This is a genomic window from Pseudomonas sp. AC252 (assembly GCF_979258105.1).
Map to the genome: position 1 here is coordinate 4,542,633 of NZ_OZ409837.1, position 25,420 is coordinate 4,568,052.

General features: G+C 60.9%; 23 protein-coding genes and 1 pseudogene. 13 read left to right on the forward strand and 11 right to left on the reverse strand.

The genetic code is table 11. From position 1 onward, the window contains the following. Positions 1-23: 23 nt before the first annotated feature. The 4 genes from ACZZZ4_RS20895 to ACZZZ4_RS20910 form a co-directional block, all read right to left on the reverse strand. Positions 24-1,052, reverse strand: coding sequence for a transketolase family protein (locus tag ACZZZ4_RS20895; RefSeq protein WP_463548644.1), 1,029 nt, complete (start codon positions 1,050-1,052; stop codon positions 24-26). Next, complete coding sequence (locus tag ACZZZ4_RS20900; RefSeq protein WP_463548645.1) at positions 1,049-1,897, reverse strand: transketolase; 849 nt, start codon at positions 1,895-1,897, stop codon at positions 1,049-1,051. The genes ACZZZ4_RS20895 and ACZZZ4_RS20900 overlap by 4 nt, the downstream gene beginning before the upstream one ends. A gap of 17 nt (positions 1,898-1,914) precedes the next feature. Further along, the gene (locus ACZZZ4_RS20905) at positions 1,915-3,213 is read right to left on the reverse strand and encodes an MFS transporter (RefSeq protein WP_039758792.1); all 1,299 of its coding nucleotides are present in this window, start codon (positions 3,211-3,213) and stop codon (positions 1,915-1,917) included. 100 nt (positions 3,214-3,313) lie between these two features. Beyond that, positions 3,314-4,063 carry an SDR family NAD(P)-dependent oxidoreductase gene (locus ACZZZ4_RS20910; RefSeq protein WP_129998521.1) on the reverse strand — a complete coding sequence of 250 codons (750 nt, stop codon included), beginning with the start codon at positions 4,061-4,063 and terminating at the stop codon, positions 3,314-3,316. A 193-nt stretch (positions 4,064-4,256) separates the two neighbouring features. Here ACZZZ4_RS20910 and ACZZZ4_RS20915 point away from each other — a divergent pair, with 193 nt between their 5' ends. The 4 genes from ACZZZ4_RS20915 (at position 4,257) to ACZZZ4_RS20930 (ending at position 6,302) form a co-directional block, all read left to right on the forward strand. Further along, positions 4,257-5,174: a LysR substrate-binding domain-containing protein gene (locus tag ACZZZ4_RS20915; RefSeq protein WP_463548646.1), complete on the forward strand. Its 918-nt coding sequence runs from the start codon at positions 4,257-4,259 to the stop codon at positions 5,172-5,174. Between the two features lie 83 nt (positions 5,175-5,257). Further along, complete coding sequence (locus ACZZZ4_RS20920; protein WP_016774410.1) at positions 5,258-5,482, forward strand: DUF2188 domain-containing protein; 225 nt, start codon at positions 5,258-5,260, stop codon at positions 5,480-5,482. A 47-nt stretch (positions 5,483-5,529) separates the two neighbouring features. After that, positions 5,530-6,060, forward strand: a complete 531-nt coding sequence (locus ACZZZ4_RS20925) for a hypothetical protein (protein ID WP_463548647.1) — start codon at positions 5,530-5,532, stop codon at positions 6,058-6,060. Then, positions 6,060-6,302 (forward strand): hypothetical protein, encoded by a 243-nt coding sequence (locus tag ACZZZ4_RS20930; protein ID WP_129998524.1) that lies wholly within the window; start codon positions 6,060-6,062, stop codon positions 6,300-6,302. Before ACZZZ4_RS20925 ends, ACZZZ4_RS20930 begins: the two co-directional genes overlap by 1 nt. 1,410 nt (positions 6,303-7,712) lie before the next feature. Here the strand turns inward: ACZZZ4_RS20930 and ACZZZ4_RS20935 are convergent. Further along, entirely contained in the window at positions 7,713-8,621 is a 909-nt protein-coding gene (locus ACZZZ4_RS20935; protein ID WP_463548648.1) for a LysR family transcriptional regulator, read from the reverse strand. A 134-nt stretch (positions 8,622-8,755) separates the two neighbouring features. On the opposite strand from ACZZZ4_RS20935, the gene ACZZZ4_RS20940 reads away from it, so the two are divergent. From ACZZZ4_RS20940 to ACZZZ4_RS20950, 3 genes are all read left to right on the forward strand, one after another. Further along, entirely contained in the window at positions 8,756-9,784 is a 1,029-nt protein-coding gene (locus tag ACZZZ4_RS20940; RefSeq protein WP_129998527.1) for an alpha/beta hydrolase, read from the forward strand. 117 nt (positions 9,785-9,901) lie between these two features. After that, positions 9,902-10,246: a cyclophilin-like fold protein gene (locus ACZZZ4_RS20945; protein ID WP_463548649.1), complete on the forward strand. Its 345-nt coding sequence runs from the start codon at positions 9,902-9,904 to the stop codon at positions 10,244-10,246. A 12-nt stretch (positions 10,247-10,258) separates the two neighbouring features. After that, positions 10,259-11,020, forward strand: coding sequence for a carboxymuconolactone decarboxylase family protein (locus ACZZZ4_RS20950; protein ID WP_463548650.1), 762 nt, complete (start codon positions 10,259-10,261; stop codon positions 11,018-11,020). 40 nt (positions 11,021-11,060) lie between these two features. Here the strand turns inward: ACZZZ4_RS20950 and ACZZZ4_RS20955 are convergent, their stop codons facing one another. After that, positions 11,061-12,059, reverse strand: a complete 999-nt coding sequence (locus tag ACZZZ4_RS20955; RefSeq protein ID WP_463548651.1) for a cupin domain-containing protein — start codon at positions 12,057-12,059, stop codon at positions 11,061-11,063. Positions 12,060-12,121: 62 nt separating this feature from the next. On the opposite strand from ACZZZ4_RS20955, the gene ACZZZ4_RS20960 reads away from it, so the two are divergent. After that, a complete protein-coding gene (locus ACZZZ4_RS20960; protein ID WP_463548652.1) occupies positions 12,122-13,348 on the forward strand; it encodes an MFS transporter in 1,227 nt (408 codons plus the stop codon). Between the two features lie 5 nt (positions 13,349-13,353). Here ACZZZ4_RS20960 and ACZZZ4_RS20965 read toward each other — a convergent pair whose 3' ends face one another. Further along, the gene (locus tag ACZZZ4_RS20965; RefSeq protein WP_463548653.1) at positions 13,354-13,977 is read right to left on the reverse strand and encodes a TetR/AcrR family transcriptional regulator; all 624 of its coding nucleotides are present in this window, start codon (positions 13,975-13,977) and stop codon (positions 13,354-13,356) included. 130 nt (positions 13,978-14,107) lie between these two features. On the opposite strand from ACZZZ4_RS20965, the pseudogene ACZZZ4_RS20970 reads away from it, so the two are divergent. Then, positions 14,108-15,324: pseudogene (locus ACZZZ4_RS20970) on the forward strand (MFS transporter). An 18-nt stretch (positions 15,325-15,342) separates the two neighbouring features. Here the strand turns inward: ACZZZ4_RS20970 and msrA are convergent. The 3 genes from msrA to ACZZZ4_RS20985 all read right to left on the reverse strand — a co-directional run bounded on the left by msrA (position 15,343) and on the right by ACZZZ4_RS20985 (position 19,145). Beyond that, positions 15,343-15,849, reverse strand: coding sequence for a peptide-methionine (S)-S-oxide reductase MsrA (gene msrA, locus ACZZZ4_RS20975; protein ID WP_463548654.1), 507 nt, complete (start codon positions 15,847-15,849; stop codon positions 15,343-15,345). A gap of 79 nt (positions 15,850-15,928) precedes the next feature. After that, positions 15,929-16,780 carry an enhanced serine sensitivity protein SseB gene (sseB, locus tag ACZZZ4_RS20980; protein WP_463548655.1) on the reverse strand — a complete coding sequence of 284 codons (852 nt, stop codon included), beginning with the start codon at positions 16,778-16,780 and terminating at the stop codon, positions 15,929-15,931. Positions 16,781-17,018: 238 nt separating this feature from the next. Next, positions 17,019-19,145 carry a TonB-dependent receptor family protein gene (locus ACZZZ4_RS20985; protein WP_463548656.1) on the reverse strand — a complete coding sequence of 709 codons (2,127 nt, stop codon included), beginning with the start codon at positions 19,143-19,145 and terminating at the stop codon, positions 17,019-17,021. Positions 19,146-19,606: 461 nt separating this feature from the next. Between ACZZZ4_RS20985 and ACZZZ4_RS20990 the strand changes: the two genes are divergently transcribed. The 4 genes from ACZZZ4_RS20990 to cydB are packed head-to-tail and all read left to right on the forward strand — an operon-like array spanning position 19,607 to position 22,627. Continuing rightward, positions 19,607-19,822, forward strand: a complete 216-nt coding sequence (locus ACZZZ4_RS20990; protein ID WP_039758755.1) for a hypothetical protein — start codon at positions 19,607-19,609, stop codon at positions 19,820-19,822. A 23-nt stretch (positions 19,823-19,845) separates the two neighbouring features. Further along, a complete protein-coding gene (locus ACZZZ4_RS20995) occupies positions 19,846-20,235 on the forward strand; it encodes a VOC family protein (protein ID WP_310405078.1) in 390 nt (129 codons plus the stop codon). 27 nt (positions 20,236-20,262) lie between these two features. Continuing rightward, the gene (locus ACZZZ4_RS21000) at positions 20,263-21,612 is read left to right on the forward strand and encodes a cytochrome ubiquinol oxidase subunit I (protein ID WP_310405076.1); all 1,350 of its coding nucleotides are present in this window, start codon (positions 20,263-20,265) and stop codon (positions 21,610-21,612) included. 13 nt (positions 21,613-21,625) lie between these two features. Continuing rightward, positions 21,626-22,627 carry a cytochrome d ubiquinol oxidase subunit II gene (gene cydB / locus ACZZZ4_RS21005; RefSeq protein WP_463548657.1) on the forward strand — a complete coding sequence of 334 codons (1,002 nt, stop codon included), beginning with the start codon at positions 21,626-21,628 and terminating at the stop codon, positions 22,625-22,627. Between the two features lie 3 nt (positions 22,628-22,630). Here cydB and ACZZZ4_RS21010 read toward each other — a convergent pair whose 3' ends face one another. Further along, positions 22,631-25,240 (reverse strand): bifunctional diguanylate cyclase/phosphodiesterase, encoded by a 2,610-nt coding sequence (locus ACZZZ4_RS21010; protein ID WP_463548658.1) that lies wholly within the window; start codon positions 25,238-25,240, stop codon positions 22,631-22,633. Between the last annotated feature and the right edge of the window lie 180 nt (positions 25,241-25,420).

Here is a 25,420-nt window from a genome sequence, read left to right on the forward strand (position 1 = left end):
TGGAGGCGCCGCTCACGGTGGAGTTACAGCCAGGCTTTGATCTGCGCGCAGACAGCCGGCGTCGAAATGCCATAGCGATCATGCAGCGTCGGCAGGGCGCCGGCGTCGAGGAAAGCATCGGGCAACGCGATCTGTCTGAAGGTGGGGGTCACGCCGTTGCGCAACAACAACCCGGCAACCGCTTCGCCCAAACCGCCGATGATCGAGCTGTTCTCGGCTGTGACCACCAATCGCCCGGATTTACGCGCTTCGGCGAGAATGGTTTGCTCATCCAGTGGCTTGATGGTCGGCACGTGCAGCACGGCCACATCGATGCCGTCGGCCTGCAATTGCTTGGCCGCTTCCAGCGAACGCATGGTCATCAGCCCGGTAGAGATGATCAGCACGTCGTTGCCCGTGCGCAGGGTCTTGGCCTTGCCGATCTCAAATTGATAGCCGTACTCGTCCAGCACCAACGGCACATTGCCGCGCAGCAAGCGCATGTAGACCGGGCCCTGGTGAGCGGCGATGGCCGGCACGGCCTGTTCGATTTCCAGCGCATCGCACGGGTCGACAATCATCAGATTGGGCATGGCGCGGAAGATGGCCAGGTCATCGGTGGCCTGGTGGCTCGGCCCGTAGCCGGTAGTGAGGCCGGGCAGGCCGCAGACGATTTTGACGTTGAGGTTTTCCTCGGCGATGGCCATGCAGATGAAGTCGTAAGCACGGCGCGATGCGAACACCGCGTAGGTGGTGGCGAACGGCACGAACCCTTCGCGGGCCATGCCGGCGGCAGCGCTCATCAGCAACTGCTCGGCCATACCCATCTGATAGAAACGCTCCGGGTGCGCCTTGGCGAAAATGTGCAGGTCGGTGTACTTGGACAGGTCAGCAGAAAGGCCGACGATGTCCGCGCGCTGCTCTGCCAGCGCCGCGAGCGCATGGCCGAACGGTGCCGAGCGGGTCGCCTGACCCTCGGAAGCAATCGAGGCAATCATCGCCGAGGTGGTCAGGCGCTTTTTCACTGGCTCACCCGTAGCAGTCGAAGGCGCAGTGTTGGCGGCGTTGCTCATTGGTCTTTTCCTTCTTCAAGGTTGCTCAGTGCCAGGTCCCATTCGTGTTCTTCGACGCGAATGAAGTGGGTCTTCTCCCGGGTTTCCAGAAACGGCACGCCTTTGCCCATTTTGGTGTCGCAGATGATCACGCGCGGTTGGCCGCCGGGGTGATTGCGCGCGGCATCGAATGCAGCGACCAGTGCGTCGAGGTCATTGCCGTCGACGCGCTGGGTGAACCAGCCAAAGGCTTGCCAGCGATCGACGATCGGTTCGAACGAGAGAATCTCGCTGGAGTAACCGTCGGCCTGCTGGTTGTTCACGTCGACGATGGCGATCAGGTTGTCGAGCTGCCAGTGCGAAGCCGACATGACTGCTTCCCAGGTCGAGCCTTCATTGAGTTCGCCATCGGAGAGCAGGTTGTAAACGAACGAGGCCGAGCCTTTGCGCTTGAGGCCCAGGCAGGCGCCGACTGCGATGCCCAGGCCCTGACCCAGCGAACCGCCGGTGATTTCCATCCCCGGGGTGTAGGCGGCCATGCCCGACATCGGCAGGCGGCTGTCATCCGAGCCGTAGGTTTCCAGCTCGTCGAGCGGAATGATCTCGGCTTCGATCAGCGCTGCGTACAGCGCAATGGCGTAGTGGCCGATGGAAAGGTAGAAGCGATCGCGCTGCTCCCATTCGGGATCTGTCGGGCGATGTTTCATTGCATGGAAATAGGAGACCGCCAGCAGGTCAGCCGCGCCGAGCGCCTGGCCCACATAGCCCTGGCCCTGAACCTGGCCCATGCGCAATGCATGGCGGCGAATGTTGTGCGCGCGCTCCGCCAGGCTCGGCGATGCAGTGTGTGAGAGATTAGTCGTCATGATGAAACTCCGTTGACTCAACGATTGACCAAAGCGGCGGGAATGCGCAGGACCAGGCTCGCGCCGAGGAACAGCACGCCGGTGATCAGGTACATGCCGATGGCGCTGGAACCGGTCAGGGTGGTGATCCAGCCGATCAGATAAGGCGAGCAGAACCCGGCGAGGTTGGCGAAGCTGTTGACCGCCGCGATGCCGGCCGCCGCAGACACGCCGCCGAGCAGCGTGGTCGGCAGCATCCAGAACAACGAGGTGGCGGACAGAATGCCGGAGGCGGCCAGGCACAGACTGAGGATCGACAAGGTCGAATTACCGCCCATCATCGCTGCCAGGCTCAAACCGATCGCACCGGCGATCATCGGCACGATCAGGTGCCAGCGGCGCTCGCGATGTTTGTCGCCACTGCGTCCGACCAGCAGCATCGCGGCGATGGCGCACAGATAAGGCAGGCTGGTCAGGAAACCGATGTGTAGCGGGTCGGAAACCCCTGCGTTGCGCACCAGTGTCGGCAGCCAGAAGGTGATCGCATACTGGCCCATGACCACACAGAAGTAGATCGCCGCCAGCAGCCACAAGCGCCGGTCGCGGATGAACTCGCCGATCGAGGCGTGGGTGACTTTTTGCTGGTCGTCTTCAGCCAGTTCGCGAGTGATCAGGGCTTTTTCATCGTCATTGAGCCAGGTCGCCTGATGCACGCCGTCTTTCAGGTAGCTCAGCACCAGCAGGCCGACGACCACGGTGGGCACCGCCTCGAGCACGAACATCCACTGCCAGCCGGCCCAGCCGTGCACACCGGCAAAGTGGTTCATGATCCAGCCCGACAGCGGGCCGCCGACCATGCCCGACAGCGGAATGGCGATGAACCACAACACGGTCATGCGCGCCCGCCGATAGGACGGAAACCAATAAGTGAGATAGAGCAACAGGCCCGGCGCCAGGCCGGCTTCGGCAATCCCCAGCAGAAAGCGCAGGGCATAGAACTGCCACGCGGTTTCGACGAAGGCGAACAGCGCCGAGACGATGCCCCAGGTGATCATGATCCGCGCAATCCACACCCGCGCGCCGACCTTGTGCAGGATGATGTTGCTGGGCACTTCGCAGAGAAAATAGCCGATGAAAAACACCCCGGCACCCAGTCCGTAGACCGTTTCGCTGAGGGCCAGATCGTTCATCATTTGCAGCTTGGCGAAACCGACGTTGACCCGATCCAGATATGCGCACAAATAGCACAGCATCAGGAACGGCATCAGCCGCCAGGCCGTTTTGCGGTAGGCAGAAGAGCGCACGGTCGAAACCGCTTCGAGCGACAGGGTAGTCATGATGGCCTGATCTCTTGTTTTTATTGACCGCCAGGCCATCAGGCCCGGCTGCGTCATCGATCCAGAACCGCACGGGCCACGCAGGCCCGCCCAGAGTGACTCAGTGAATCAGCATGCCGCCGTTCACATCGAGGGTGATGCCGGTCAGATAAGCGGACAGGTCGCTGGCCAGAAACAGCGCGGCGTTGGCAACGTCCTGCGCTTGACCCAGGCGCCCCAGCGGAATGCCTTCGATGATGGCGTGGCGGCGTTCATCCTGCATCAGGCCGCCGGTGATGTCGGTGTGAATCAGCCCGGGAGCTATGGAGTTGACGCGGATGTTGTCCGGCCCCAGTTCCCGCGCCATGGCCTTGCCCAGCCCCAGAACGCCGGCCTTGGCCGCGCTGTAATGCGGGCCACCGAAGATGCCACCGCCGCGCTGGGCCGACACCGAGGACATGCAGACGATGCTGCCGGAGGACTGCTGACGCATCAGCGGAATCACCGCCTGCGACATGAGCAAAGTGCCGCGCAGGCTGACGTCCAGCACCTTGTCGTAGTCCGAACCGCGAATATCGAGGGTCTTCAGTGGCTGGGTGATGCCGGCGTTGTTGACGAGAATATCGATGCGCCCGAAGTGTTCGATGATGGTGGCGACAGCTTGCTGGACCTGCGCTTCGTCGGCCACGTTGGCCGCCAGGCCGAGATGACCTTCGCCCAGTGCGGCGGCGGCGTCACGTGCTGCGGAGGCATCCAGATCGAGGATGACCACGCGAGCGCCTTGTTGCGCAAATGTGCTGGCGGTAGCGCGGCCAATGCCACGGGCAGATGCGGCACCGGTAATGATTGCGACTTTGCCTTGAAGAAGCATGGAGGATTCCCTCGAATTGTTTTTATTGGGTCGGTGTGTAAGTAACCGATGACTCAGCTTGTCCTCCGGGGCGAGCGTGAGCAATAACGCGGAAGTCACTCAATGCTGAAAAAATTCAGCACTCGTCAGGCCGTTTCGCAAATGCTTGAATGAAACCGGTCCGTACATCACCAGAAATCACCACGGAGTCCCCATGCGCTCTGACACTGAGGCATCGATCATCCTGCCACCGCTGAAAGCAATTCAGGCCTTCGAACAAACCGCGCGCTTCGGCAACGTCGCCAGAGCGGCGGAAGTGCTGGGCCTGACCCCCTCGGCAGTCAGCCATCAACTGGCGAAACTGGAAGGGATGATCGGCCGGCAATTATTCGTTCGCGCTGCTCGAGGCGTCTCGCTGACGCCGGTCGGCGAGCAATACCTCAAGGAAGTCTCCGGGATTCTGCACAGCCTCGCCGTCGCCACCGAGCGTGCGACCAGCGATGTCAGCCTGGACTGCCTGCGCTTGCACTCGTCGCCCAGCTTCGGCCTGCTCTGGCTGATGCCGCGTCTGGAAGCGTTTCGCGCCAGTCATCCGGACATACAGATCAACCTGTCGTGCTCCTATGAATCGCTGCACTTCAGTCGCGACAAGATCGACGTCGATATCCGCCACGGTCTGCCGAACTGGCCAAGCTATGAGGTGCGCACCGTCAGGAACGAGACATTCGCCGTGCTGACCTCACCGAAACTGCTCGCGCAACGCCCGGTACGCGGCGCGGCGGATCTGCTGGAATGCGATCTGATTCTGTCGGAAGCCACGCTGCTCAAATGGCCGCAATGGTTTGCCCAGCATGGTCTGGCGCGTCCGGAGCGGCCTTACGCATTGAGCTTCGATCGCTCGTACATGTCGCTGGAAGCCGCGAGTCACGGCCTGGGTTTCGCGCTGGAAAGCACATTGCTGGCGCAGAAGTATCTGGCCGCGGGCACGCTGGTTGAAGTAGCGCCTGAATCATTGAGTGCTGCGGTGGCGGCGCATCATCTGGTGTTTCCCAAAGCGCATTCCAGCTTCCCACGGGTCAGGCGTTTTCTGGCGTGGATGGAAAGCGAGTTGGGCCACGAGTTCGCGTATTGAGTCGAGCTCAATTCTTTCAAACTCTCTGATCCGCTCAAGGTCAATCCATTATCGATCTTGTCATTCATATCAGAGGTGAAGGAATGGATAACTACCACATCAACAAAAACCAGCAGCGCTGGGAACTGGTCAAAGAGGGCGCGCAGCGTGCGTCGAAAACGGCTGCGACCAAAGCCGAAATCACCCAGATCGCCAGCGACTATCTGCAGGACAAGACCGCCTCGCTGAAAATCCATAAAGAGGACGGGACGATCCAGGAAGAGCGCACCTTTCCGCGCGCTGCCGACCCGCGAAAAACCAAAGGCTGAGCCGCGTTTTTCTCTGTATTCATCGTTTCTGCAGAAGGGTCTGATTTATGGTCATCGCATGTCTGGGATGGGGCTCAGTGATCTGGAAGCCGGACGGTTTGCCGCTGGCGAGCGAGTGGTTTGCCGACGGGCCGCAGGTACCGATCGACTTCGTACGCGTCAGTGACACTGGCGAGTTGACTACCGCCATAAGCGCGAACGCGCCGCCGTGCAAAGTGCTGTGGTCGGTACTGGATGTCACCGACCTTGATCAGGCCCGTGAAGTCTTGCGTCTTCGCGAGGGCGTGCCTGAGGGCAGGGAGGACGGCATCGGCAGCTTCACCATCGGTACCTCGGCAATGGGCGTGCTCGCTGAATGGGCCATCCCTCGGCAACTGGACGCGGTGATCTGGACGGCGCTGCCCGGCAGATTCAAGAACATTGAAGGCTTGGTGCCAAATGTCGACGACGCGGTCTCCTATCTGGCGGGGTTGAGCGGCGCAGCGCACGAACAAGCGCGCGACTATATCGAGCAGGTACCGGCGCAGATCGACACGCCGTATCGGCGTGAGATCATTGCCAGGCTTGGGTGGAAATGATGAGCACCCGCAGCCAAGCGCAGATTGCCGCCATCTTCGATCAGCTGTTGGCACTGCGAGAAAGCGTGGACATCCTCCAGCACGTGGAGAGCGGTAGCGTCGAGTCGCTTCGTGGCCATCAGACCGTGGACGCCCCCGAGTCACTGGATCTGGTGTTTCAAAAGCTGCATGAAGACATCGCCAGCATGGAGGAAACCTTGGCGACGATTGCCGAGGCTACCGGGGACGTGCCGAAGTTGTGAGGGTGTCGCGGGGCGGGCATGCAGAGATGATGTGGCTGGTCTGGCGCCTTCGCGAGCAGGCTCGCTCCCACAGAGGATTTGTGAATCGATTGATTTCCGGGGTCTGACGCAAATCCCTGTGGGAGTGAGCCTGCTCGCGAAAGCGCTGGGTCAGCCTGGCCATCAATTCACTGACCTGACGCCTTCGCGAGCAGGCTCGCTCCCACAGAGGATTTGTGAATCGATTGATTTCCGGAGTCTGACGCAAATCCCTGTGGGAGTGAGCCTGCTCACGAAAGCGGTGGGTCAGCCTGGCCATCAATTCACTGGCCTGACGCCTTCGCGAGCAGGCTCGCTCCCACAGAGGATTTGTGAATTGATTGATTTCCGGGGGCTGACGCAAATATCTGGGTGTGAGCTTGCTCACGAAAGCGCTGGGTCAGCCTGGTCATCAATTCGCTGACCTGACGCCTTCGCGAGCAAGCTCGCTCCCACAGTGGATTTGTGAATCGATTGATTTCCGGGGGCTGACGCAAATATCTGTGGGAGTGAGCTTGCTCACGAAAGCGCTGGGTCAGCCTGGTCATCAATTCGCTGACCTGACGCCTTCGCGAGCAGGCTCGCTCCCACAGAGGATTTGTGAATCGATTGATTTCCGGGGTCTGACGCAAATCCCTGTGGGAGTGAGCCTGCTCGCGAAAGCGCTGGGTCAGCCTGGCCATCAATTCACTGACCTGACGCCTTCGCGAGCAGGCTCGCTCCCACAGAGGATTTGTGAATCGATTGATTTCCGGAGTCTGACGCAAATCCCTGTGGGAGTGAGCCTGCTCACGAAAGCGGTGGGTCAGCCTGGCCATCAATTCACTGGCCTGACGCCTTCGCGAGCAGGCTCGCTCCCACAGAGGATTTGTGAATTGATTGATTTCCGGGGGCTGACGCAAATATCTGGGTGTGAGCTTGCTCACGAAAGCGCTGGGTCAGCCTGGTCATCAATTCGCTGACCTGACGCCTTCGCGAGCAAGCTCGCTCCCACAGTGGATTTGTGAATCGATTGATTTCCGGGGGCTGACGCAAATATCTGTGGGAGTGAGCTTGCTCACGAAAGCGCTGGGTCAGCCTGGTCATCAATTCGCTGACCTGACGCCTTCGCGAGCAGGCTCGCTCCCACAGAGGATTTGTGAATCGATTGATTTCCGGGGGCTGACGCAAATATCTGTGGGAGTGAGCTTGCTCACGAAAGCGCTGGGTCAGCCTGGCCATCAATTCACTGGCCTGACGCCTTCGCGAGCAAGCTCGCTCCCACAAAGTATTTGTGAATCGATTATTTCCCGGGGCTGACGCATATCTGTAGGAGTGAGCTTGCTCACGAAAGCGGTGGGTCAGGCACTTACTCTCCTGGATGTGCCGACGCTATCGCGAGCAGGCTCGCTCCTACAATGGGGCTGGATCTCTGACCACGCGCAACGCTTCCACCACCAGTGAAAACGCCGGCGACGGTTGGCGGCGGCTGGGGTAGTAGAGGTGGAAGCCGCCGAACGGTTCGCACCAGTCCTCCAGCACTCTGACCAAACGCCCTTCAGCCAGGTGCGCGCCGAATTCGTCTTCGGGCAGGTAGGCAATCCCTAACCCGTTCACCGCCGCGTCGGCGATGTGCACGGTGGAGTTGAACACCAATTGGCCGTCGACCCGTACTTTCAGCTTTTTGCCCTGCCGCTCGAATTCCCAGGCATCGACACCGTCGTAGGTCGGAAACCGAATATCGATGCAGCGGTGTGCCGACAGATCGCGCGGGTGTTGCGGGGCGGGGTGCCGGGCAAAGTAGCCGGGCGAGGCAACCACGGCCATGCGCAGCGGCGGGCCGATCGGCACGGCGATCATGTCCTGGGCGACGGTGTCGCTGAAGCGCACGCCGGCATCGAAGCGGTCGGCAACGATGTCGCGGAAACCGTAGTTGATATCGAATTCGAGCTTGATGTCCGGGTACTGCAGCAGTAGCGGCGTCAGCTTTGGCAGCAGAGTGGTCTTGATGATGTTGTCGCCGCAGGTGATCCGCACGGTGCCGGCGGGCTTGTCGCGCAACTCGGTCAGGGCGTCCAGCTCGGCTTCGATTTCATCGAAGCGGTGCCCGATGGCGTGCAGCAAGCGTTCGCCGGCCGCCGTCAGCGACACGCTGCGCGTGGTGCGGGTCAGCAGGCGAATTTTCAGACGCGCTTCCAGCGCCGAGACTACCTGGCTCACCGCCGATTGCGTCACGCCCAGTTGCACCGCCGCGCGGGTGAAGCTGCCGCTGCGGGCCACGGTGACGAAGGCGAGCAGGTCGTTGAAGTTGGGTTTGGCCATGGCGCAACGCTCGGGTTTATTGATTAGCGTGGTTTATAACCGCATTAAGCACTCATTAGCTAATCAAAGCCTCAAGCCTGCGCAACAATACCTCCATCCCGGCCTCGCCTGGGTTCCCGATCAAGGACGCCCCCATGAAACGACTGTTCATACTGCTCGGGTTTGTCCTGAGTTCATTCACTGCATTCGGAGCTGACATGTCCCACGGTGCCGATAATTTCTTCAAAAGCGACAAGGTGACCGTGCAGAAGGTCAGCTTCAAAAATCAATACCAACTCACCGTGGTCGGCAACCTGTTTGTCCCCAAAGGACTCGACCCGGCAGCACGCAGCGCGGCGATTATCGTTGGCCATCCGATGGGCGCGGTAAAGGAGCAGAGCGCCAATCTGTATGCGCAGAAACTGGCGGAGCAGGGCTTTGTCACCCTGTCGCTGGATCTGTCGTTCTGGGGCGAAAGCGAGGGCGCGCCGCGCAATGCCGTGCTGCCGGACATGTATGCCGAAGACTTCAGCGCCGCCGTCGATTACCTCGGCACACGGCCATTCATCGACCGCGAGCGCATCGGCGTGCTGGGCATTTGCGGCAGTGGCAGCTTCGTGATCAGCGCGGCGAAAATCGACCCACGCATGAAAGCCATCGCCACCGTCAGCATGTACGACATGGGGGCGGCCAACCGTGACGGCCTCAAGCATTCGCAAAGCCTCGAACAGCGCAAACAGATCATCGCCCAAGCGGCCGAACAGCGTTACGCCGAATTCACCGGCGGCAAGGTCGCATACACCGGCGGCACGGTGCTGGAACTGAAGGCCGACACGCATCCGATCCAGCGTGAATTCTTCGATTTCTACCGCACCCCGCGCGGCGAATTCACCCCAGCCAGCTCGACGCCGCAACAGACCACGCGGCCGACGCTGAGCAGCAACACCAAGTTCATGAACTTCTATCCATTCGTCGATATCGAGAGCATCTCGCCGCGCCCAATGTTGTTTATTGCCGGTGCCGACGCGCACTCCCGCGAGTTCAGCGAAGAGGCGTTCCGGTTGGCGGGGCAGCCGAAAGAACTGGTGATCGTGCCGAATGCTGGCCATGTCGATCTGTACGACCGGGTCGAGCTGATTCCTTTTGCCAAGCTGACACAGTTCTTCAAGAGCAACCTGAAGTAACTTTCAACGCGACGGAGCGAAGCGATGCGGATTTTTGCCAACGGCTGGAAGGGATTCGTACTGTTGGCATGGCTGCCATTTGCTCTGTCTGCAACGACCGCTACGGAGGACAGCACGATGTGGATGACCGTCGGAGAACAGCGTTTTGCCATTGCTCTGGATGACAACCCGAGTACCCGGCAATTGCTCACGCGATTGCCGCTGAGCCTGGAAATGGCCGACCTGCACGGCAATGAAAAATACGCCACCGTGCAGCCGCCATTGCCCACCCAGCCCTACCGGCCGGGCACGATCCACAACGGCGATTTCCTTTTGTATGGCGACGATACGTTGGTGGTCTTCTACAAGACCTTCGATTCGTCCTACCCCTATTCGCGTCTTGGTCGCATCGACCGGCCGCAGGACTTGGCCGAAGCCTTGGGGCGCGGCGATGTGCGGGTGACGTTCACTCTGCATGAGTGAGGAGAGTCATTGATGAACCAGAAATCGTTAAATCAAGGGCGTCTTTTGCGCATCGTCGCCCTCGGCTGCGCGGTCCTTGCCAGTGCAGCCTGCGTGAATCCCCTTTGCGCCAATCCTTCCCGATCACCGGAGAAACCGATCATGAAAGAACAGCCTCTGACGCCTAAACAACTGGCGATCGCCCCGATTGCCGCCAACGCTGCAATCGGCGACATGCCGCGTTTGCACGACGCACTCAATCGTGGTCTCGATGCCGGGCTGAGCATCAGCGAGACCAAGGAAATTCTGGTGCAGCTGTACGCCTACGCCGGATTCCCGCGCAGCCTCAACGCCTTGTCCTTGCTGATGAAGGTTGCGCAGGAACGCGCTGCACGCGGCATCGATGACGCAGCAGGACGTGAGCCCGGTCCGGTGCCATCGGGGTATGCGCTGTTCGAACTCGGCACCGACCATCAGACTCGTCTGGTCGGAGCGCCGGTGTCCGGCCCACTGTTCGAATTCGCCCCGGCGATCGATCAGTTTCTGAAAACGCACTTGTTCGGCGATATCTTCGCCCGCGACAACCTGCAATGGACGGATCGGGAACTGGCAACGGTTGGTGCGCTGGCAGCGATGGCTGGGGTGGAATCACAGCTGGAGTCGCATTTGAAGATCAGTCTGAATGTGGGGTTGACGGTTGAGCAGTTGCGCCAGGTTGCGCAGGAATTGGAGGTGCGTGGGGATTCGCAGGCAGCGGAGCGGGTGGTCGCGGGGCTGGAGAAAGTCCAGCGGTGAGGGCGGTTCGGATTCATTGCCGCGCTGTTAATGCAGATTCTTACAGTGCGCGCTGGCGCCGACTCGCTCCCGGCGAGCTTCCCGTTATCCGCTTGAAGGCACGACTGAACGCCGCTTGGGAGGTGTAGCCCAGGCGCTGCGCCACTTCTTCGATCGGCAGTCTTTCCAGGGTCAGCCACTGACTGGCCAGGCGCATGCGCAGTTCGGTGGCATAGCGTAGCGGCGGGGTGCCGAGGGTGGTCTGGAAGCGTTCGGCGAAGACCGAGCGCGAGGTGTTGCACAGCGTTGCCAGTTCGGCGACGCTCCAGTCGCGCCCCGGTTGTTGGTGCAGGGCCAGCAAGGCCTGCGCCAGGCGAGGGTCGCGCAGGGCGGCGACGAGACCGGAGGCATTGCCGCAAGCGCATTCGACCCAGCCACGAACAATCATTGCCGCCACTACGTCGGCCAGGCGCGCGAGAATGCCGGCGAAGCCGATGCGCGCGGCGCTGACTTCGCGCTCCATGGTGGCGAGAATCGGCATCAGGCCCGGATAGCGCTGGCCGCCGGCGTCGATCAGCATAAGACCCGGCATCAGCCGACCGAGGCCTTGCAGGCTGCCGAGCTCGAACTCCATACAGCCACTGAAGAGCAGCGCGCTGTCGGGCGAATCGCTGCTTTGCCCGACCTGCACCGCGCAGACCGTGTCGCCGAGTGGCGCGGCAACCGCGCTGTCAATGTCCTGCACTTGCGCGCCTGCGTGTGACAGCAACTGGTGCGCGGCCCCATGGGAAATGAATACCGCATTGCCCGCCGACAATTCGTAAACGCTGCCGTCCTCCAGCCGCAGCACCGTCGATCCAGCGGCGACGAAGTGGAAATACGCATGACCCGATTTGTCGCTGAAACCCAGACCATACGGCGGACCTGCATGGATCCGCCGATATTGCACGCCACGCAGACGCATGCTGCGCAACAACTCGGTGATCAGGTCTGAAGACACAGAGAAGGGATCAATGCTCGCCATGTTCGGGGTTTCGATCAAAAGTTCAAGACTGCGCATCATAGATCATCCGGATTGCCCTCAATAGACTGCCTTCTCGAAATGTCCGAGGGAGTCTTGAAATGAATGAACGTGTAGGTGATGGGCGAATTGAAGAGGCGCCGATGGTGCCTGCATGGATGGCGGTGTTTTCACTGGCGATGGGCGTGTTTGGTCTGCTCACGGCGGAATATCTGCCGGCCAGCCTGCTGACACCAATGGCGCTCGATCTCGGCGTCAGTGAAGCGTTGGCGGGGCAAGCCGTTACCGTGACAGCGGTGGTCGCGCTGTTTGCCGGATTGCTGGTGCCAGGATTGACGCGCAGCCTTGATCGGCGGCTCGTATTACTTGGCTTTTCGGCACTGATGATCGCGTCGAATCTGCTGGTGGCGTTGTCGTCCAGCCTCGCCGTATTGCTGATCATGCGTATTCTTTTGGGCATAGCCCTCGGCGGATTCTGGAGCATGGCGGCGGCCGTGGCGATGCGCCTGGTGCCGGCGGCGCTGCTGCCACGCGCGCTGTCGATCATCTTCAGCGGGATCGCCGTGGGTACCGTAGTGGCGGTGCCGCTGGGCAGTTATCTCGGCGGCCAGTTTGGCTGGCGCAGTGCGTTCTACGCCGCAGCAGCGGTGGGCGTGGTGACGCTGGTCTTCCAAATGTTCACGCTACCCAGTCTGGCGCCGCATCGCCCGTCACGCCTGCGCACGGTGCTCGAGGTGTTGCTGCGACCGGGCATTGCCATCGGCATGTTCGGCTGCGTACTGGTGCACACCGGCCACTTCGCGTTGTTCACCTATATCCGGCCATTTCTGGAAAGCACCACCGGCGTCGGCGCGCAGACCTTGGCACTGATGCTCCTGGGTTTCGGCGTGGCGAACTTTGCCGGCACGCTGTTCGCCGGCTGGCTGTTGCAGCGCAATCCACGCGCAACCCTGGTGCTGATGCCGGTGCTGGTGGGCGTTGCCGCTCTGGCGCTGGTCGGGTTGCCGGCGTCGGTCACCGGGCAGGCATTGCTCCTGGCGCTGTGGGGGATGGCCTTCGGTGGCGTGCCAGTGGCGTGGTCGAATTGGGTGGCGCGCTCCATACCCGATCAGGCCGAAAGCGCAGGCGGCATGGTCGTCGCATCGGTGCAGTCGGCGATTGCCGCAGGCGCTGCCGCCGGCGGTTCGGTGTTCAGCTTCAGCGGGATCAATGGCGTGTTTGTAGCGGCTGGAATTCTGATGTTGCTGGCCGCGCTGCTGATTGCACTGAAGGTCAACGTCGATGTGCCGGAGCCGGGCTCGGCGCCAGCGGTGCCGGTGCATTTGTGATTTGATCAATCCGCCTTACGCGTGGCGGCAATATCCCAGGTTTGCATGACCTGAGTGATGGCAGCATCAATGTTATCCAGCGCGGTATTGTCTCTGGCGAGGATGGATATGCCCTGCAGGAAACTGTCGAATACCGTCGCCATCGCCGCCGTACTCGTGCCGCTGGCCAACTCGCCGGCATTCACAGCGCGCTCGACGCAGGCTTGAATGCCGGCACGGGTGCGCTGCCGTGAGCGGGTCAGGGCTTGTACCACATGGGCGTTTTCCGGACTCGGAGCACTCATGACGCCGAGAGTAACCATGCAGCCCTTGGGGTGCGTGTCGTCGCACTGCATGCGTGCCGATTGGCGCAAAGCGGTCTCGATCGCCTGGCGTGGTGGCAGGCTGTCGTCCCACAGGCACTCGGTGACTTGCGCATAGGTGGTCAGATAACGCTGCACGCATTCATCGAACAACGCTTCCTTGGAACCGAATGCTGCGTAAAAGCTAGGTGCAGAGATACCGCCACCCAGGCCTGCCTTCAACTGGGCCAGCGATGTCGCGTCGTAGCCGTGTTGCCAGAACAGTTGCAGAGCCTGATCGACGGCGTCGTCGCGATCAAACTGACGGGGGCGACCGGTTCTCGCCATGACCCAACTCCTCATTGATTTCATATACAGACTAGTCGATACAGAAATTGTTGACAACGCTGCACATGCGCCCTCAGGATTTAGATCGATCGGTATTTAAATCTGAATCGGTTTTTTCGAGGAGCTACCCGTGACACCTTCAATCACATTAACGGCTACGCCAAAGGCCTGCCCATCGGCGCTTTGCTGGCGCTGGCCATGACTGGCTTCATCTGCATCGTCACCGAAACCCTGCCGGCTGGTTTGTTGCCGCTGATCAGTGCAGGCCTGGCGATTTCGCCCTCCATGGCCGGACAAATGGTTACCGCGTACGCATTGGGTTCCGTACTGGCAGTGATCCCGATGACTATCGCCACCCGTGGCTGGCGGCGCCGCAACGTGCTGATGCTGACGATTGTCGGTTTCCTGCTGTTCAATTCGATTACCGCGCTGTCGTCGCACTACGGCGTGACGCTGGTCGCGCGGTTCTTCGCCGGGGTAGCGGCGGGCCTGGCGTGGAGTCTATTGGCCGGCTATGCGCGACGCATGGTCGAGCCCGAGCAGCAGGGCAGGGCGTTGGCCTTGGCGATGGTTGGTACACCGATCGCGCTGTCGCTGGGCGTGCCTCTGGGTACGTGGCTCGGTGGGCTGGTCGGTTGGCGCACTACATTCGGTCTGATGTCGGCGCTGACCTTGGTGCTGATCGTCTGGGTGCTGGTGAAAGTGCCTGACTACCCGCCGCAGCCGGCCCATCAACGCTTATCGCTGAGCAAAGTCCTGACTACCCCGGGCGTGCGTCCTGTGCTGGCAGTGGTGATCAGCTGGATGCTGGCGCACAACATTCTCTACACCTATATCGCTCCGTTCGTGGCGCCGGCTGGCATGGCCAAGCGGGTGGATGTGGTGTTGCTGATCTTTGGCATCGCCGCGCTGGTCGGGATATGGCTGACGGCGAAGCTGGTCGAGCCGCTGCTGCGCTCGACGGTTCTGCTGAGTTTGGCGACCTTTGCCGCCGTCTGCGTGGCGCTGGGTTTTGGCGGAGGCAATTCAGAGGTGATCTATCTCGGCGTGGCGGTATGGGGTTTGACCTTTGGCGGTGCGGCGACACTGTTGCAAACGGCGCTGGCTGACGCGGCGGGCGACGGAGCGGATGTCGCCTTGTCGCTGAACGTGGTGGCCTGGAACAGCGCGATCGCTGGCAGCGGTGTCGTCGGCGGCGTGCTGCTGGATCGGTGGGGCGTCGCCTCATTTCCGTGGGCCATGCTGGCACTGGTCGCTGTCGGCTTCGCCATCGCCTGGGGTGCCCGGGCCCACGGCTTCAAGTCGGGTCCGCGCTCTGTAGGAGCTTCGGTCGTGGCGGGGCATTGAACCCAGCCCGCAGCTTCTTCAACCGCGCTTCGGCAGTTTCCAGTTTGACCGGATGAAGTGGCAGGTGTAGCCGTTCGGAATCCGCTCCAGGTAATCCTGGTGCTCGGGTTCCGCTTCCCAGAACGGGCCGGCCGGCTCGATTTCAGTGACCACTTTGCCGGGCCACAGCTGCGATGCATCGACGTCGGCAGCGGTGTCTTCGGCGACGGCGCGCTGCTCTTCGTTGAGGTAGTAGATCGCCGAGCGATAGCTCGGGCCAAGGTCGTTGCCCTGACGGTTGGGCGTGCTCGGGTCGTGAATCTGGAAGAAAAATTCGAGGATCTGCCGGTAGCTGATTACCGCCGGATCGAATTCGATCTCGATGGCTTCGGCATGGTTGCCGTGGTTGCGATAGGTCGCATTCGGCACATCGCCGCCGGTGTAGCCGACGCGGGTTTTCAGCACACCCGGGTAGCGGCGTAACAGATCCTGCATGCCCCAGAAGCAGCCGCCGGCGAGAATGGCAGTTTCGGTATGAGTGGTCATGATGTGTGCTTCCTCTCGGAGACGATGGGGGATACCCACTGTTATGAGGGCGGGTTAAAAGAATCCAAGGGCGCGCTCATCAGAATCGACCACTGGCCAGATGATCAAGCGAGATGCAGCCGACTGCGATCTTCGTCAGAACGTATTCAACCAAACCCAAAAAAGAACGCAGCTTGCTCGGTGACTTGCGTTCGTAAAAAGGCTTGGTCTCCCTGAGGAAGTAATCACTCAGCCCGGCTTCTCCCATCAGCACGCGACAAAAATCAACCGGCCCGCCATCAGGAGCTGTCTCCGCAGCGACATTGCCGGCTTCGCGCATGACCTGCTCGATATCGCCATCCGCTTCGATGCCGACGATCAGGTGCGGCTTTTCATCAACCGAGGGGTCGTGCATCAGCGCCAGGAACGCGCGTTTCACATTGGAGTGTTTGGCCAGCAGTTGCGAGAGCGAATGGACCATCGTCGATGGGTAGTCCGAAGGCTGTCCGAGCAACACGTTGGTCTCTTTTTCAACGGTGCGCTGCATGGCGGGCCGGCCGATTTCGCCTGAGAGCAGGCGTTGCACTTCCTCCGGAAGGAATTCCTTGCCGTACGGCGACTTCGGATTCAGAAAGAGCAGCGCGCCCAGCGTGATTTCGAACAATGATCGGGCCGGTATCTCCACATAGCTCTGCTCGCTGTCGATGGATTGTTGCAGCGTTGGCAGCGAGGAGAAGAACGGAATGACCGGCGTGCCATCGGGCTTCTGCCAATGAGCGATGCTGATATTGCTGCCGGCCTCGAGATTGACATGGCCTTGCCCTGCACCGGCGGTGCCGAGGATGTAGATGGTCGAATCAAGAAGCGTGCGATAGAACTCAGGGCGATGAGCGGGTTCGTCGGCGGCCAGTCGGAGTGATGTTTCCAGAGGGTTTTCTTGGGAAGTATCCATGAGATTAATCCGTTATTTTCTATGGAAAGCGATGATTACCGGGACGATTCGCAGAGACATGCCCTTACGATGATACTCGTCAAAGATTTCGAATCCTGCGCCGTTCTAACCAAAAGCACAAAGCCAACTGTGGGAGCGAGCCTGCTCGCGAAGGCGTCGTGTCAGTCGAAATGATTCGCGACTGATCCACTGCTTTCGCGAGCAGGCTCGCTCCCACATTTGAATCTCGCGTTGGGTGTTATAGCAAACTCCACGAAACCCCAACATAAACCCCCATCCCTTCACCCGGCGTCGAGCGCGCGGCATCCGCTCCCTTGTCGTCATACCCCGGCGTGACCGTTGCCGCGTAGCGCTTGCCGGTCAGGTTGCGCATGTCCACCCAGCCTTGCCAGTCGCCCTTCGGCGCGTTGTAGCCGAGCGTGGCGCCGAACAGGGCGTACGGGTCGGCGTAATAGCTGTTGGCGTAGTCCACGGCAACTTTGGACACCAGTTGCGTGTTCACGGCGGCGAAGAAGCCCTGCGGCCAGTCGTAACGCAGTTCGCCCTGATAGTAGTGCATCGGCAAACCGGGCAGGCGGTTGTCGCCGAAGCGCTCATCGTCGCGGTAGTGGAAGTCGCTGAAGGTGTAGGCTTGGCGCAAGCTCAGTTGGCGCCCGTCGTCGGCAGTCCAGAGTTTGCTGTTCAAGCTGGCCTCGATGCCTTGGTGCACCGTCGGGCTGGCGTTGAGTTCGTAGGGCGTAACGGCATTGGCGTCCGGCAACACCGAGAGCAATTCGTGACGAACTTGCGCGTAGTACCAGGCCAGGCTCCATTCGCCCAAATGGCTGTCGCCACGGCCGCCGAGTTCTAGAGTGGTTGCGGTCTGGTTTTGTAGTTCGATCGGGTCGCGCTGGGTGCCGGTTGCAGCGCCGTTGCCGGCAGGGAAGCGCACGTTGGAGCTGTAGATCAGCGACCACGGGTGCGGTGCTTCGACGGAGCGGCTGAGGTTGCCGAACACTTGCACGTCCGGGGTGATCTGGTAGCGCAGGCCGATGCGCGGTGCATAGTCCCAATCGCTGAGACTGGTCTTGCCGCCACCCTGCGGATAGGTCACGGCGCTTTCGCGGCGGGTGTAGATGGCGGCAAGGCCGGTGGTCAGCCACAGGTCGTCGGCAATTTCCAGGTCGTTACCAAAATGCAGCACGGTGTCCGAGCCCTGATAAGTGAAATTACGCATCCGCGTGCCGGGCGCATAGCTGGCGGTGTTGCCACTCGGGATGCGCACGAACTCGCTGGCGCCATCGTTGGGCAGATGCTTGGTCACGCGCAGGCCGACAGTGCTGCGGCTCTCCATGCCGAACAGGCTGTCGCGGCGCTTGTAGTCGAAGGTGCCGCTGACGTCGGTGTATGCCACTTTCAGCCGGTTCGGGCCTTCGCGCAGATCCATCGGGTAGTCGTGGTAGACGAGGCCGGTCTGGATGCTTGAATCATCGTCGAGGTAGAAGGTGGTCTTGTTGCCGATGAAGGTACTGCCGGGTTGCTTGCGGCTGTCATCGCGGGCCACATAAGCCGGGTTGGCTGCCCGTGGGCTGTGTTCGATGGAATGCTTGGTCACGCGGCCGGCGAGGTCGTTGTCGGTTTCGCGATAGCGGAAGTAGAAGCGGGTTTCCAGATTCGGGTTGAAGCGATAGCCGAAGTTGGCGATCAGGCCTTTGCTCTCGCTGGCGGTGTGGTCCTGATAGCCGTCGGCATTGGCATCGGTCAGCGACACGTAGTAATCAAAATCCCCCAGCACTTGCCCGGAGCTGACCTGGCGCTGCTGATAGCCATGGCTGCCGGTGGCGTAGCGTAGTTGCAGTTTCGGCGCGGTGTAACCGGTGTGGCTGACGTAATCGATAGCGCCGCCCAGCGCCAGCGCGCCGCGATCGAAACCGTTGGCGCCGCGCAGCACTTCGACATGGTCGACCCACAACGGCTCGAGCAATTCATACGGCGTGCCGCCGGGGCCGGTGAGGGGCAAGCCATCCAGCATCGTGTAGAGCCCCGAGGCGTGGGCGCCGGGTGCGCGGTTGATGCCTGAACCACGGATGGAAACCTTCACGCCTTCGTTGCCCGCCGACTGTGCATACACCCCCGGCTGATAGGCGAGCACATCCTGATTGCTGGCAACGCGGCCCTGCAACGGCTGGCGCATGTCGACCACGTTGGTGGCGCCGGGTACCTGTTCGAGGCGTTCCCTGGCTTCTTCGACCGAGGCATCTGCGCCACTGCGCTGATCCGCCGAAATCAATACTTGCCCCAGTTCCAGACCTTGGGCCTCGGCCATCAGCGGGCAGGCCAGGGCCAGACCGAGCAGGGCAGTGGGCAATGATTTGGGCGACGGCATCGAGAAACTCCAGCAAACAGGGGATCGGACAATGAACAGTGCGACGTCGGAACACACGCGGGAAACACATGGCGAACCGGGTTTTTTGCCCGGCAATCGCAGACAACCGAACGTCGGCTAACCTCGCGGATCAGGCCTTTGTGGTCAATAAACAATTTCTGCGGCCTGTTGAAGCGCGCGAAGATCAGAGCCATGAATCTGTGATGTGCGGACACCTTCGCGAGCAAGCCCACTCCCACAGTGTTCAGTGATGCACCTGATATTGAATACACCCCAATCTCTGTGGGAGCGGGCTTGCCCGCGAATGGGCCAGACCGGTCAACACCTTCACTGCAGATTCACCGCCGTCGCGGGCAGGCTCACTCCTGCAAAGGTTTCTGCATAAACAGTCCATCCGTCGTCTGCCCTGAACCTCCTTCGCGTTGATTTTTCTACCGGGTAAGTCCCTCAGGAGATTCCGTATGTTCGATCAGCAAAAAAAGGCATCACTGGCGGCATGGCGCAAGATGGCGGAGCAGGCCGAGGCCGATCTGGATCCGGAACAACAATATGACGAACTGCTCAAGGCCGCCGATCAGATGGAGGAGCAAGGCCTGATTACCAGTGCCGAATGGCGCCAATTGGTACGCGACGCCGGTAACGTTTTTACCCTGAACGAGGAACAGCCACAGCGCTGACAGCTGCCATCGGAGGACGTCTCATGCTCAGTTATCTGTTTATCGGCGCCAACGATGTTGAGCGTTCGGCGGCTTTTTACAAGGCGATCCTGACGCCGCTCGGCTACCGGCATGATCGCGAAGAACACTACTGTTTTTACCTGCCCGATTGCGCCGACAAGTCCAACGGCCCCGGCAGCGTGCACATATCGCAACCGTTCAATGGCGAACCGGCCACACCGGGCAACGGCATGATGCCGGCGTTTCGCGCCGACTCGCGGCAAAAGGTCGATCAAGTGCACAAGGCCGGGATCGATCATGGCGGCAGCGATGAAGGCGCGCCGGGCACGCGCGAGGCCTACACGCCGGACTTTTACGTGGCCTATCTGCGCGACCCCGAAGGCAACAAGCTTGCTGTGTTCTACAGCGGCTGATGGATGGAGCCTGTTGATTCGGCCCTGATGGCCGCCCGCGCCCAGTTCGCGATCACGATCAGCTTCCACATCGTGCTGGCGGCGTTCAGCATCGGTCTGGCGAATTTCCTCATGGTGCTGGAAGCGTTGTGGTTGAAGACCGGGCGCCAGGTTTACCTGGACGTTTATCGCTACTGGCTCAAGGTGTTCGCCCTCAACGTCGCGGTGGGCACGGCGTCTGGATTGATTCTGGAGTATCAGTTCGGCCTCAACTGGTCGCGGCTGTCGGTGCAGGCCGGTGATGTCCTCGGCCCGCTGATGTTCTATGAAGTGATGGCGGCATTTTTCATCGAAGCGGGATTTCTCGGCATCATGCTGTTCGGCCTGAAGAAGGTCGGCCCGCGTCTGCATTTTTTCGCCACCTGCGCGGTGGCCGTGGGCTCGCTGATCAGCGCGTTCTGGATACTTTCGGCCAACTCGTGGATGCAAACCCCCGCCGGCTATTCGATTGGCGCGGACGGGCGTTTCCTCGCCGCGGACTGGTGGGCAATCATCTTCAATCCTTCGTTTCCCTATCGGCTGGCGCATATGCTGCTCGCCGTGTTTATCGGCAGTGCGACGCTGATTGCCGGCATCAGCGCCTGGCAGTTGCGCAAGGCCTCGGCAAACCCCCGCGCTCGCCTGCAATTTTCCATGGCGCTGTGGGTGATAGCGGTGCTGATTCCTGTGCAGATTGTCATTGGTGACTTGCATGGGCGGCACAGTCTGCAAGCACAGCCGCAGAAGGTGGCGGCAATCGAAGCTTCATGGACGCGCCCCGCGCAAGGGGCCGGAGAGCCGCTGCGGCTGTTCGCCTGGCCGGATAGGCAAGAGCGCCGCAACCACTGGGAGGTCGCTATTCCGCGAATCGGTTCGCTGTATTTGCATCACGACCTGACCAGCACCATCGCTGCGCTTGATGAATTCCCGCCAGAAGACATTCCTCCCGTGGCGCCGGTGTTTTTTGCCTTTCGGCTGATGGTCGGGCTTGGCCTGTTGATGCTCGGGCAGGGCGTGGTCAGCCTGATCCTGCGCCGGCGTAATCGCCTGTACACGGCGCGTCGGTGGTTGGGCGCGTGCGTGCTGCTGGCGCCGGCCGGGTTTCTGGCGATGCTCAGCGGCTGGGTTGTCACCGAAGTGGGGCGACAGCCGTTTACCGTTTACGGATTGCTGCGCACGGCAGACAGTCTGTCGTCAGTGTCGAGGGCTCAAGTCGTCGGGTCGACCTGGTTGATTCTGCTGTTTTATCTGCTGATCTTCGGCATCGGCCTGTGGGTATTGCTGCGTCTGTTGCGCGAGCCGCCACAGCAGGATCAACCCGGGCCGCAGCCCACCCTTGGCGACGAAACCGGACACTGAGGAGGGCGCAGACATGGACACGGACTGGCTGACCCTTTTGTGCGCGGCGGCGCTGGCGTTCTCGGTGATGAACTACGTGGTGCTCGACGGCACTGATCTGGGCGTCGGCATGCTGATGGGCCTGACGCAATCCAGCCAGCAGCGGCGGGCGATGGCCGTGACGATTCTGCCAGTGTGGGATGCCAACGAAACCTGGCTGGTGCTCGGTGGCGGAGGGCTGTTGGCGTTGTTTCCGCTGGCCTATGCGATCTTGTTGCCGGCTCTTTACGTGCCCTTTATCGTCATGTTCCTGGCATTGATTGCACGGGCCATGGCGCTGGAGTTTCGCGACTACGCAGCGAACGAACAGCGCAAACGAATCATCGATGGCGTGTTGGCGCTGGCGTCGCTGCTGACGGGTTTTGTTCAGGGCGTGGTGCTGGGGACTTTGGTGCAGGGCGTTGCGCATCTGGAGGGTCAGTACATTGGCGATGGCCGCGACTGGCTGAATCCGTTCCCGGTGTTTTGCGGTCTGGTACTGGTGCTGGGCTACGTGTGGCTGGGGACGTGCTGGTTGTACTGGCGCACCCTTGATGAATTGCAGCAGCGCTCGGACCGTCAGGCCCGCGTCCTGGCGCTGGTCGTCGCGGCATTATTGCTGGTGTTGATCGAATGGACGGCGATGTTGCAGCCGCAATATGCCCGGCGGCTCGCCGATATTCGGCTGTGGTTGCCGGCAGGGCTGATCCTCAGCGCTCTGGGATGGGTGTTCAGCAAAGGCTTTCACAGCCGCTTCGACTTCATCCCTCTGTTCGCCGCATTGGGCGTCTTCGTCCTGGCTTTCGCGATGATGCTGGTCGCGCTATTTCCCTTCATCATTCCGCCAGATTTGACCTTGAGCGAAGCCGCATCAGGCCCGAACAGTCAGATGTTCATGCTGGTCGGCTTCGCCGTGCTCATACCGATCACCCTGGCCTACAACACCTTCGGTTTCCGCGTGTTCAGCGGCAAGGTGCGCGTTGCCACCGACGACTGAGCTTCAGGTGACTCGGCCCTTTTTGCTGACTGGTGACAGCCTCGAAGCCCGCAATAGATCAGCAAAAGCCGCCTTGTCGATCGGCCGGCTCATGAAGTAGCCCTGCACCTCGTTGCATTGATCCTTGCCGAGAATCGCCAGTTGCTCCTCGGTCTCGACGCCTTCGGCCGTCACCGTCAAACCCATGGCTTTGCCCAAACCGATGATCGCCTGCACCACGGCGCGATCATTGGTGCCGCTGCTGATCGAGGCGATGAAGCGCTTGTCGATCTTGATCCCGTCGAACGGATAGGCGCGCAGATAACCAAGCGACGAATAGCCGGTGCCGAAGTCGTCCATGTTCAGACGCACGCCGAGTTCCTTGAGCTGATTCATGGTCGTCAGCGCGCCATCGGTGTCGTTCAGCATCACGTTCTCGGTGATTTCCAGCTCCAGGCGGCTGGCCGGGAAACGCGTATCCACCAGCACTTCACGAACATCCTCGACGACATCGCTGAGGGCGAACTGCGCAGGCGAGAGGTTGACCGACAGCAGAATGTCATGGGGCCATTCCAGCGCGGTTTCGCAGGCTTCGCGCAGCACCCAGCGGCCCAGCGGGACGATCAGGTCGGTCTGCTCGGCCAGCGGAATGAACACGTCCGGTCCGAGCAACCCTTGGGTCGGATGCTGCCAGCGCACCAGCGCTTCGACTGAAACGATGTGTTTGCCGTCGACCTTGTAGCGCGGCTGATAGTGCAGGACAAATTCGTTGTGCTTGAGCGCATGGCGCAAGTCATCTTCCATTCGCCGGCGCGTCTGGATCTGGTCGCTCATGTGCGCTTCGAAATAGCACCAGGTGTTCTTACCATCGGACTTGGCCTGATACAGCGCGATGTCGGCGTAGCGGATCAGATCGCTGGCGACGAAACCGTGCCGACGACTCAGGGCGATGCCGACACTGGCACCGATATGCAGTGGATGCTGTTCGTAGAGGATCGGCTGATGCAGGCTGCCGATCAGCCGTGTGCAGAATTTGTCGATCTCGTTATGGCTGTCCATGCCATTGAGCACCACCACGAATTCATCACCACCGAGGCGGGCAACGAGGTCGTGCTCGCGGGTGCACTCACGCAGACGCGTGGCGACTTCCTGCAGCACCGCGTCGCCGGCCGGATGGCCGAGGGAATCGTTGATCGGTTTGAAATTGTCCAGATCGATCATCAGCAGCGACAGCGGCGGTGCATGTTCCTTCAATAGCAGCACTTCATCCAGATAGCGCGCCAGTTTGTTGCGGTTGGGCAGACCGGTCAGGGCGTCGTGCATCGACAGGTGCTGGATCTGCGCGTGGGCGGCGACTTCGTCGGTGATGTCGCTGGCGGTGCCGCGATAACCGACGACATTGTCCTTGTCAAAAATCGGCCGTGCGGAGAGTCGGCAATGGCGCGGCTGGCCGGATTCATCGCGGTAGGTGCAACGCAAATCGCCGGCGCTGTTTTCTTCGCTGAGTTTGCGCAGCCACAGCTCCAGAGGTGTGGTGTCGCAGGTCAATAATTCGCCGATGTCCTGGCCCAGCCACAGAGCTTGCGAGTAGCCGGTGACCTCGCTGAAACGCGCCGACAGATAGGTCAGCGCCAACTGTCCATCGACTTCCCAGATCCAGTCCGACGCCGCTTCGGCCACGGCGCGAAAGCGTTCTTCACTGGCTTCGAGCGCATGATTGGCGGCTTCAAGGGCCTGATTCGACGCCTGCATCGCATGGATGCTGTTGTCGACGTATTGCGAAGAGCGCAGGGCGTGGCGAAAAAAATATGCCGTCAGCAGCATCAGTACCAGGAATGTCGCGCCGAGCGGTGGCACCAGCGTCCACAACAATTGCTGGCCGGGCCGCTGCAGGTCGGCCACGAGGCTGTAGCCGGTGCTGTCGAGCGGTACGCTTGGATGGTCATTTTTAACCGTGTCATCCGGGACAAGGGTCAGGTTTGACAGGCCATAACCGCTGCCGATCTTGCGCAATTTGGTCGGCGTCAGCTTGTCGACGAATACCAGCACCGAGGTGTTTCTCAGTTCGTCCAGCGGACGCTCGTCGTTGGGAATGATCGCGGCAGCGGTGATCAGCGCCGGCCAGCCTTCGAACAGCGAATAGCTGCTGATCGGTTTGGTCAGGTCGGGCTGACTGAGCACCTGCTCGACCAGCGCCGAGGCAGGCGCTTGCAGCACCGTGGACACGTCGGTTTCGACCATCTGCCCGCGAATCACCGCGTACTTAGTGCGATTGCGATCGAGAACGAACACGCCGTCATAGCCGTCGGTCGTGAACATGGTTTTGCCCATGTTCTGTTCGGTGTAGGCCCAGTCGACGTCGATCGGCCCGCTCAAGGCCTCATAGGCGCGGGTCCAGTAGGCGTAGCTGGTGATGTAGTTTTTCGAGGTGGTGATGCGGTTCTCCACGGCGCGCACGGAGTAGAACTGGTTCTGTTCCAGGTCTTTGGCATCAAGGGTATTGGCGATACCCAGCAAGGTGCTGATGGCGGCAATGACGCCAGCGACGAACAACGCGCCAACGGCGATGGCCAGGCGTCGGGTCACAGCGCGCTGTGGGGTGGGGATTGGCGGCGCAGCGTGAGTTACGGCCATGTGCTCGTCCTTGATCCGGTGTCTTCTGAATCTAGAACAATGGCGCGGGCACAATGTTCAGATTGATGTTATTGGCATCGCCGGGCTTTGTTCAAAGTGTAGCGAATCTTGCGAGATTTCCAGCATGGCCGGCCAGCGGCGAATCCCGAAAGGGCGAGACTTCCCGCACAAAAACCGGAT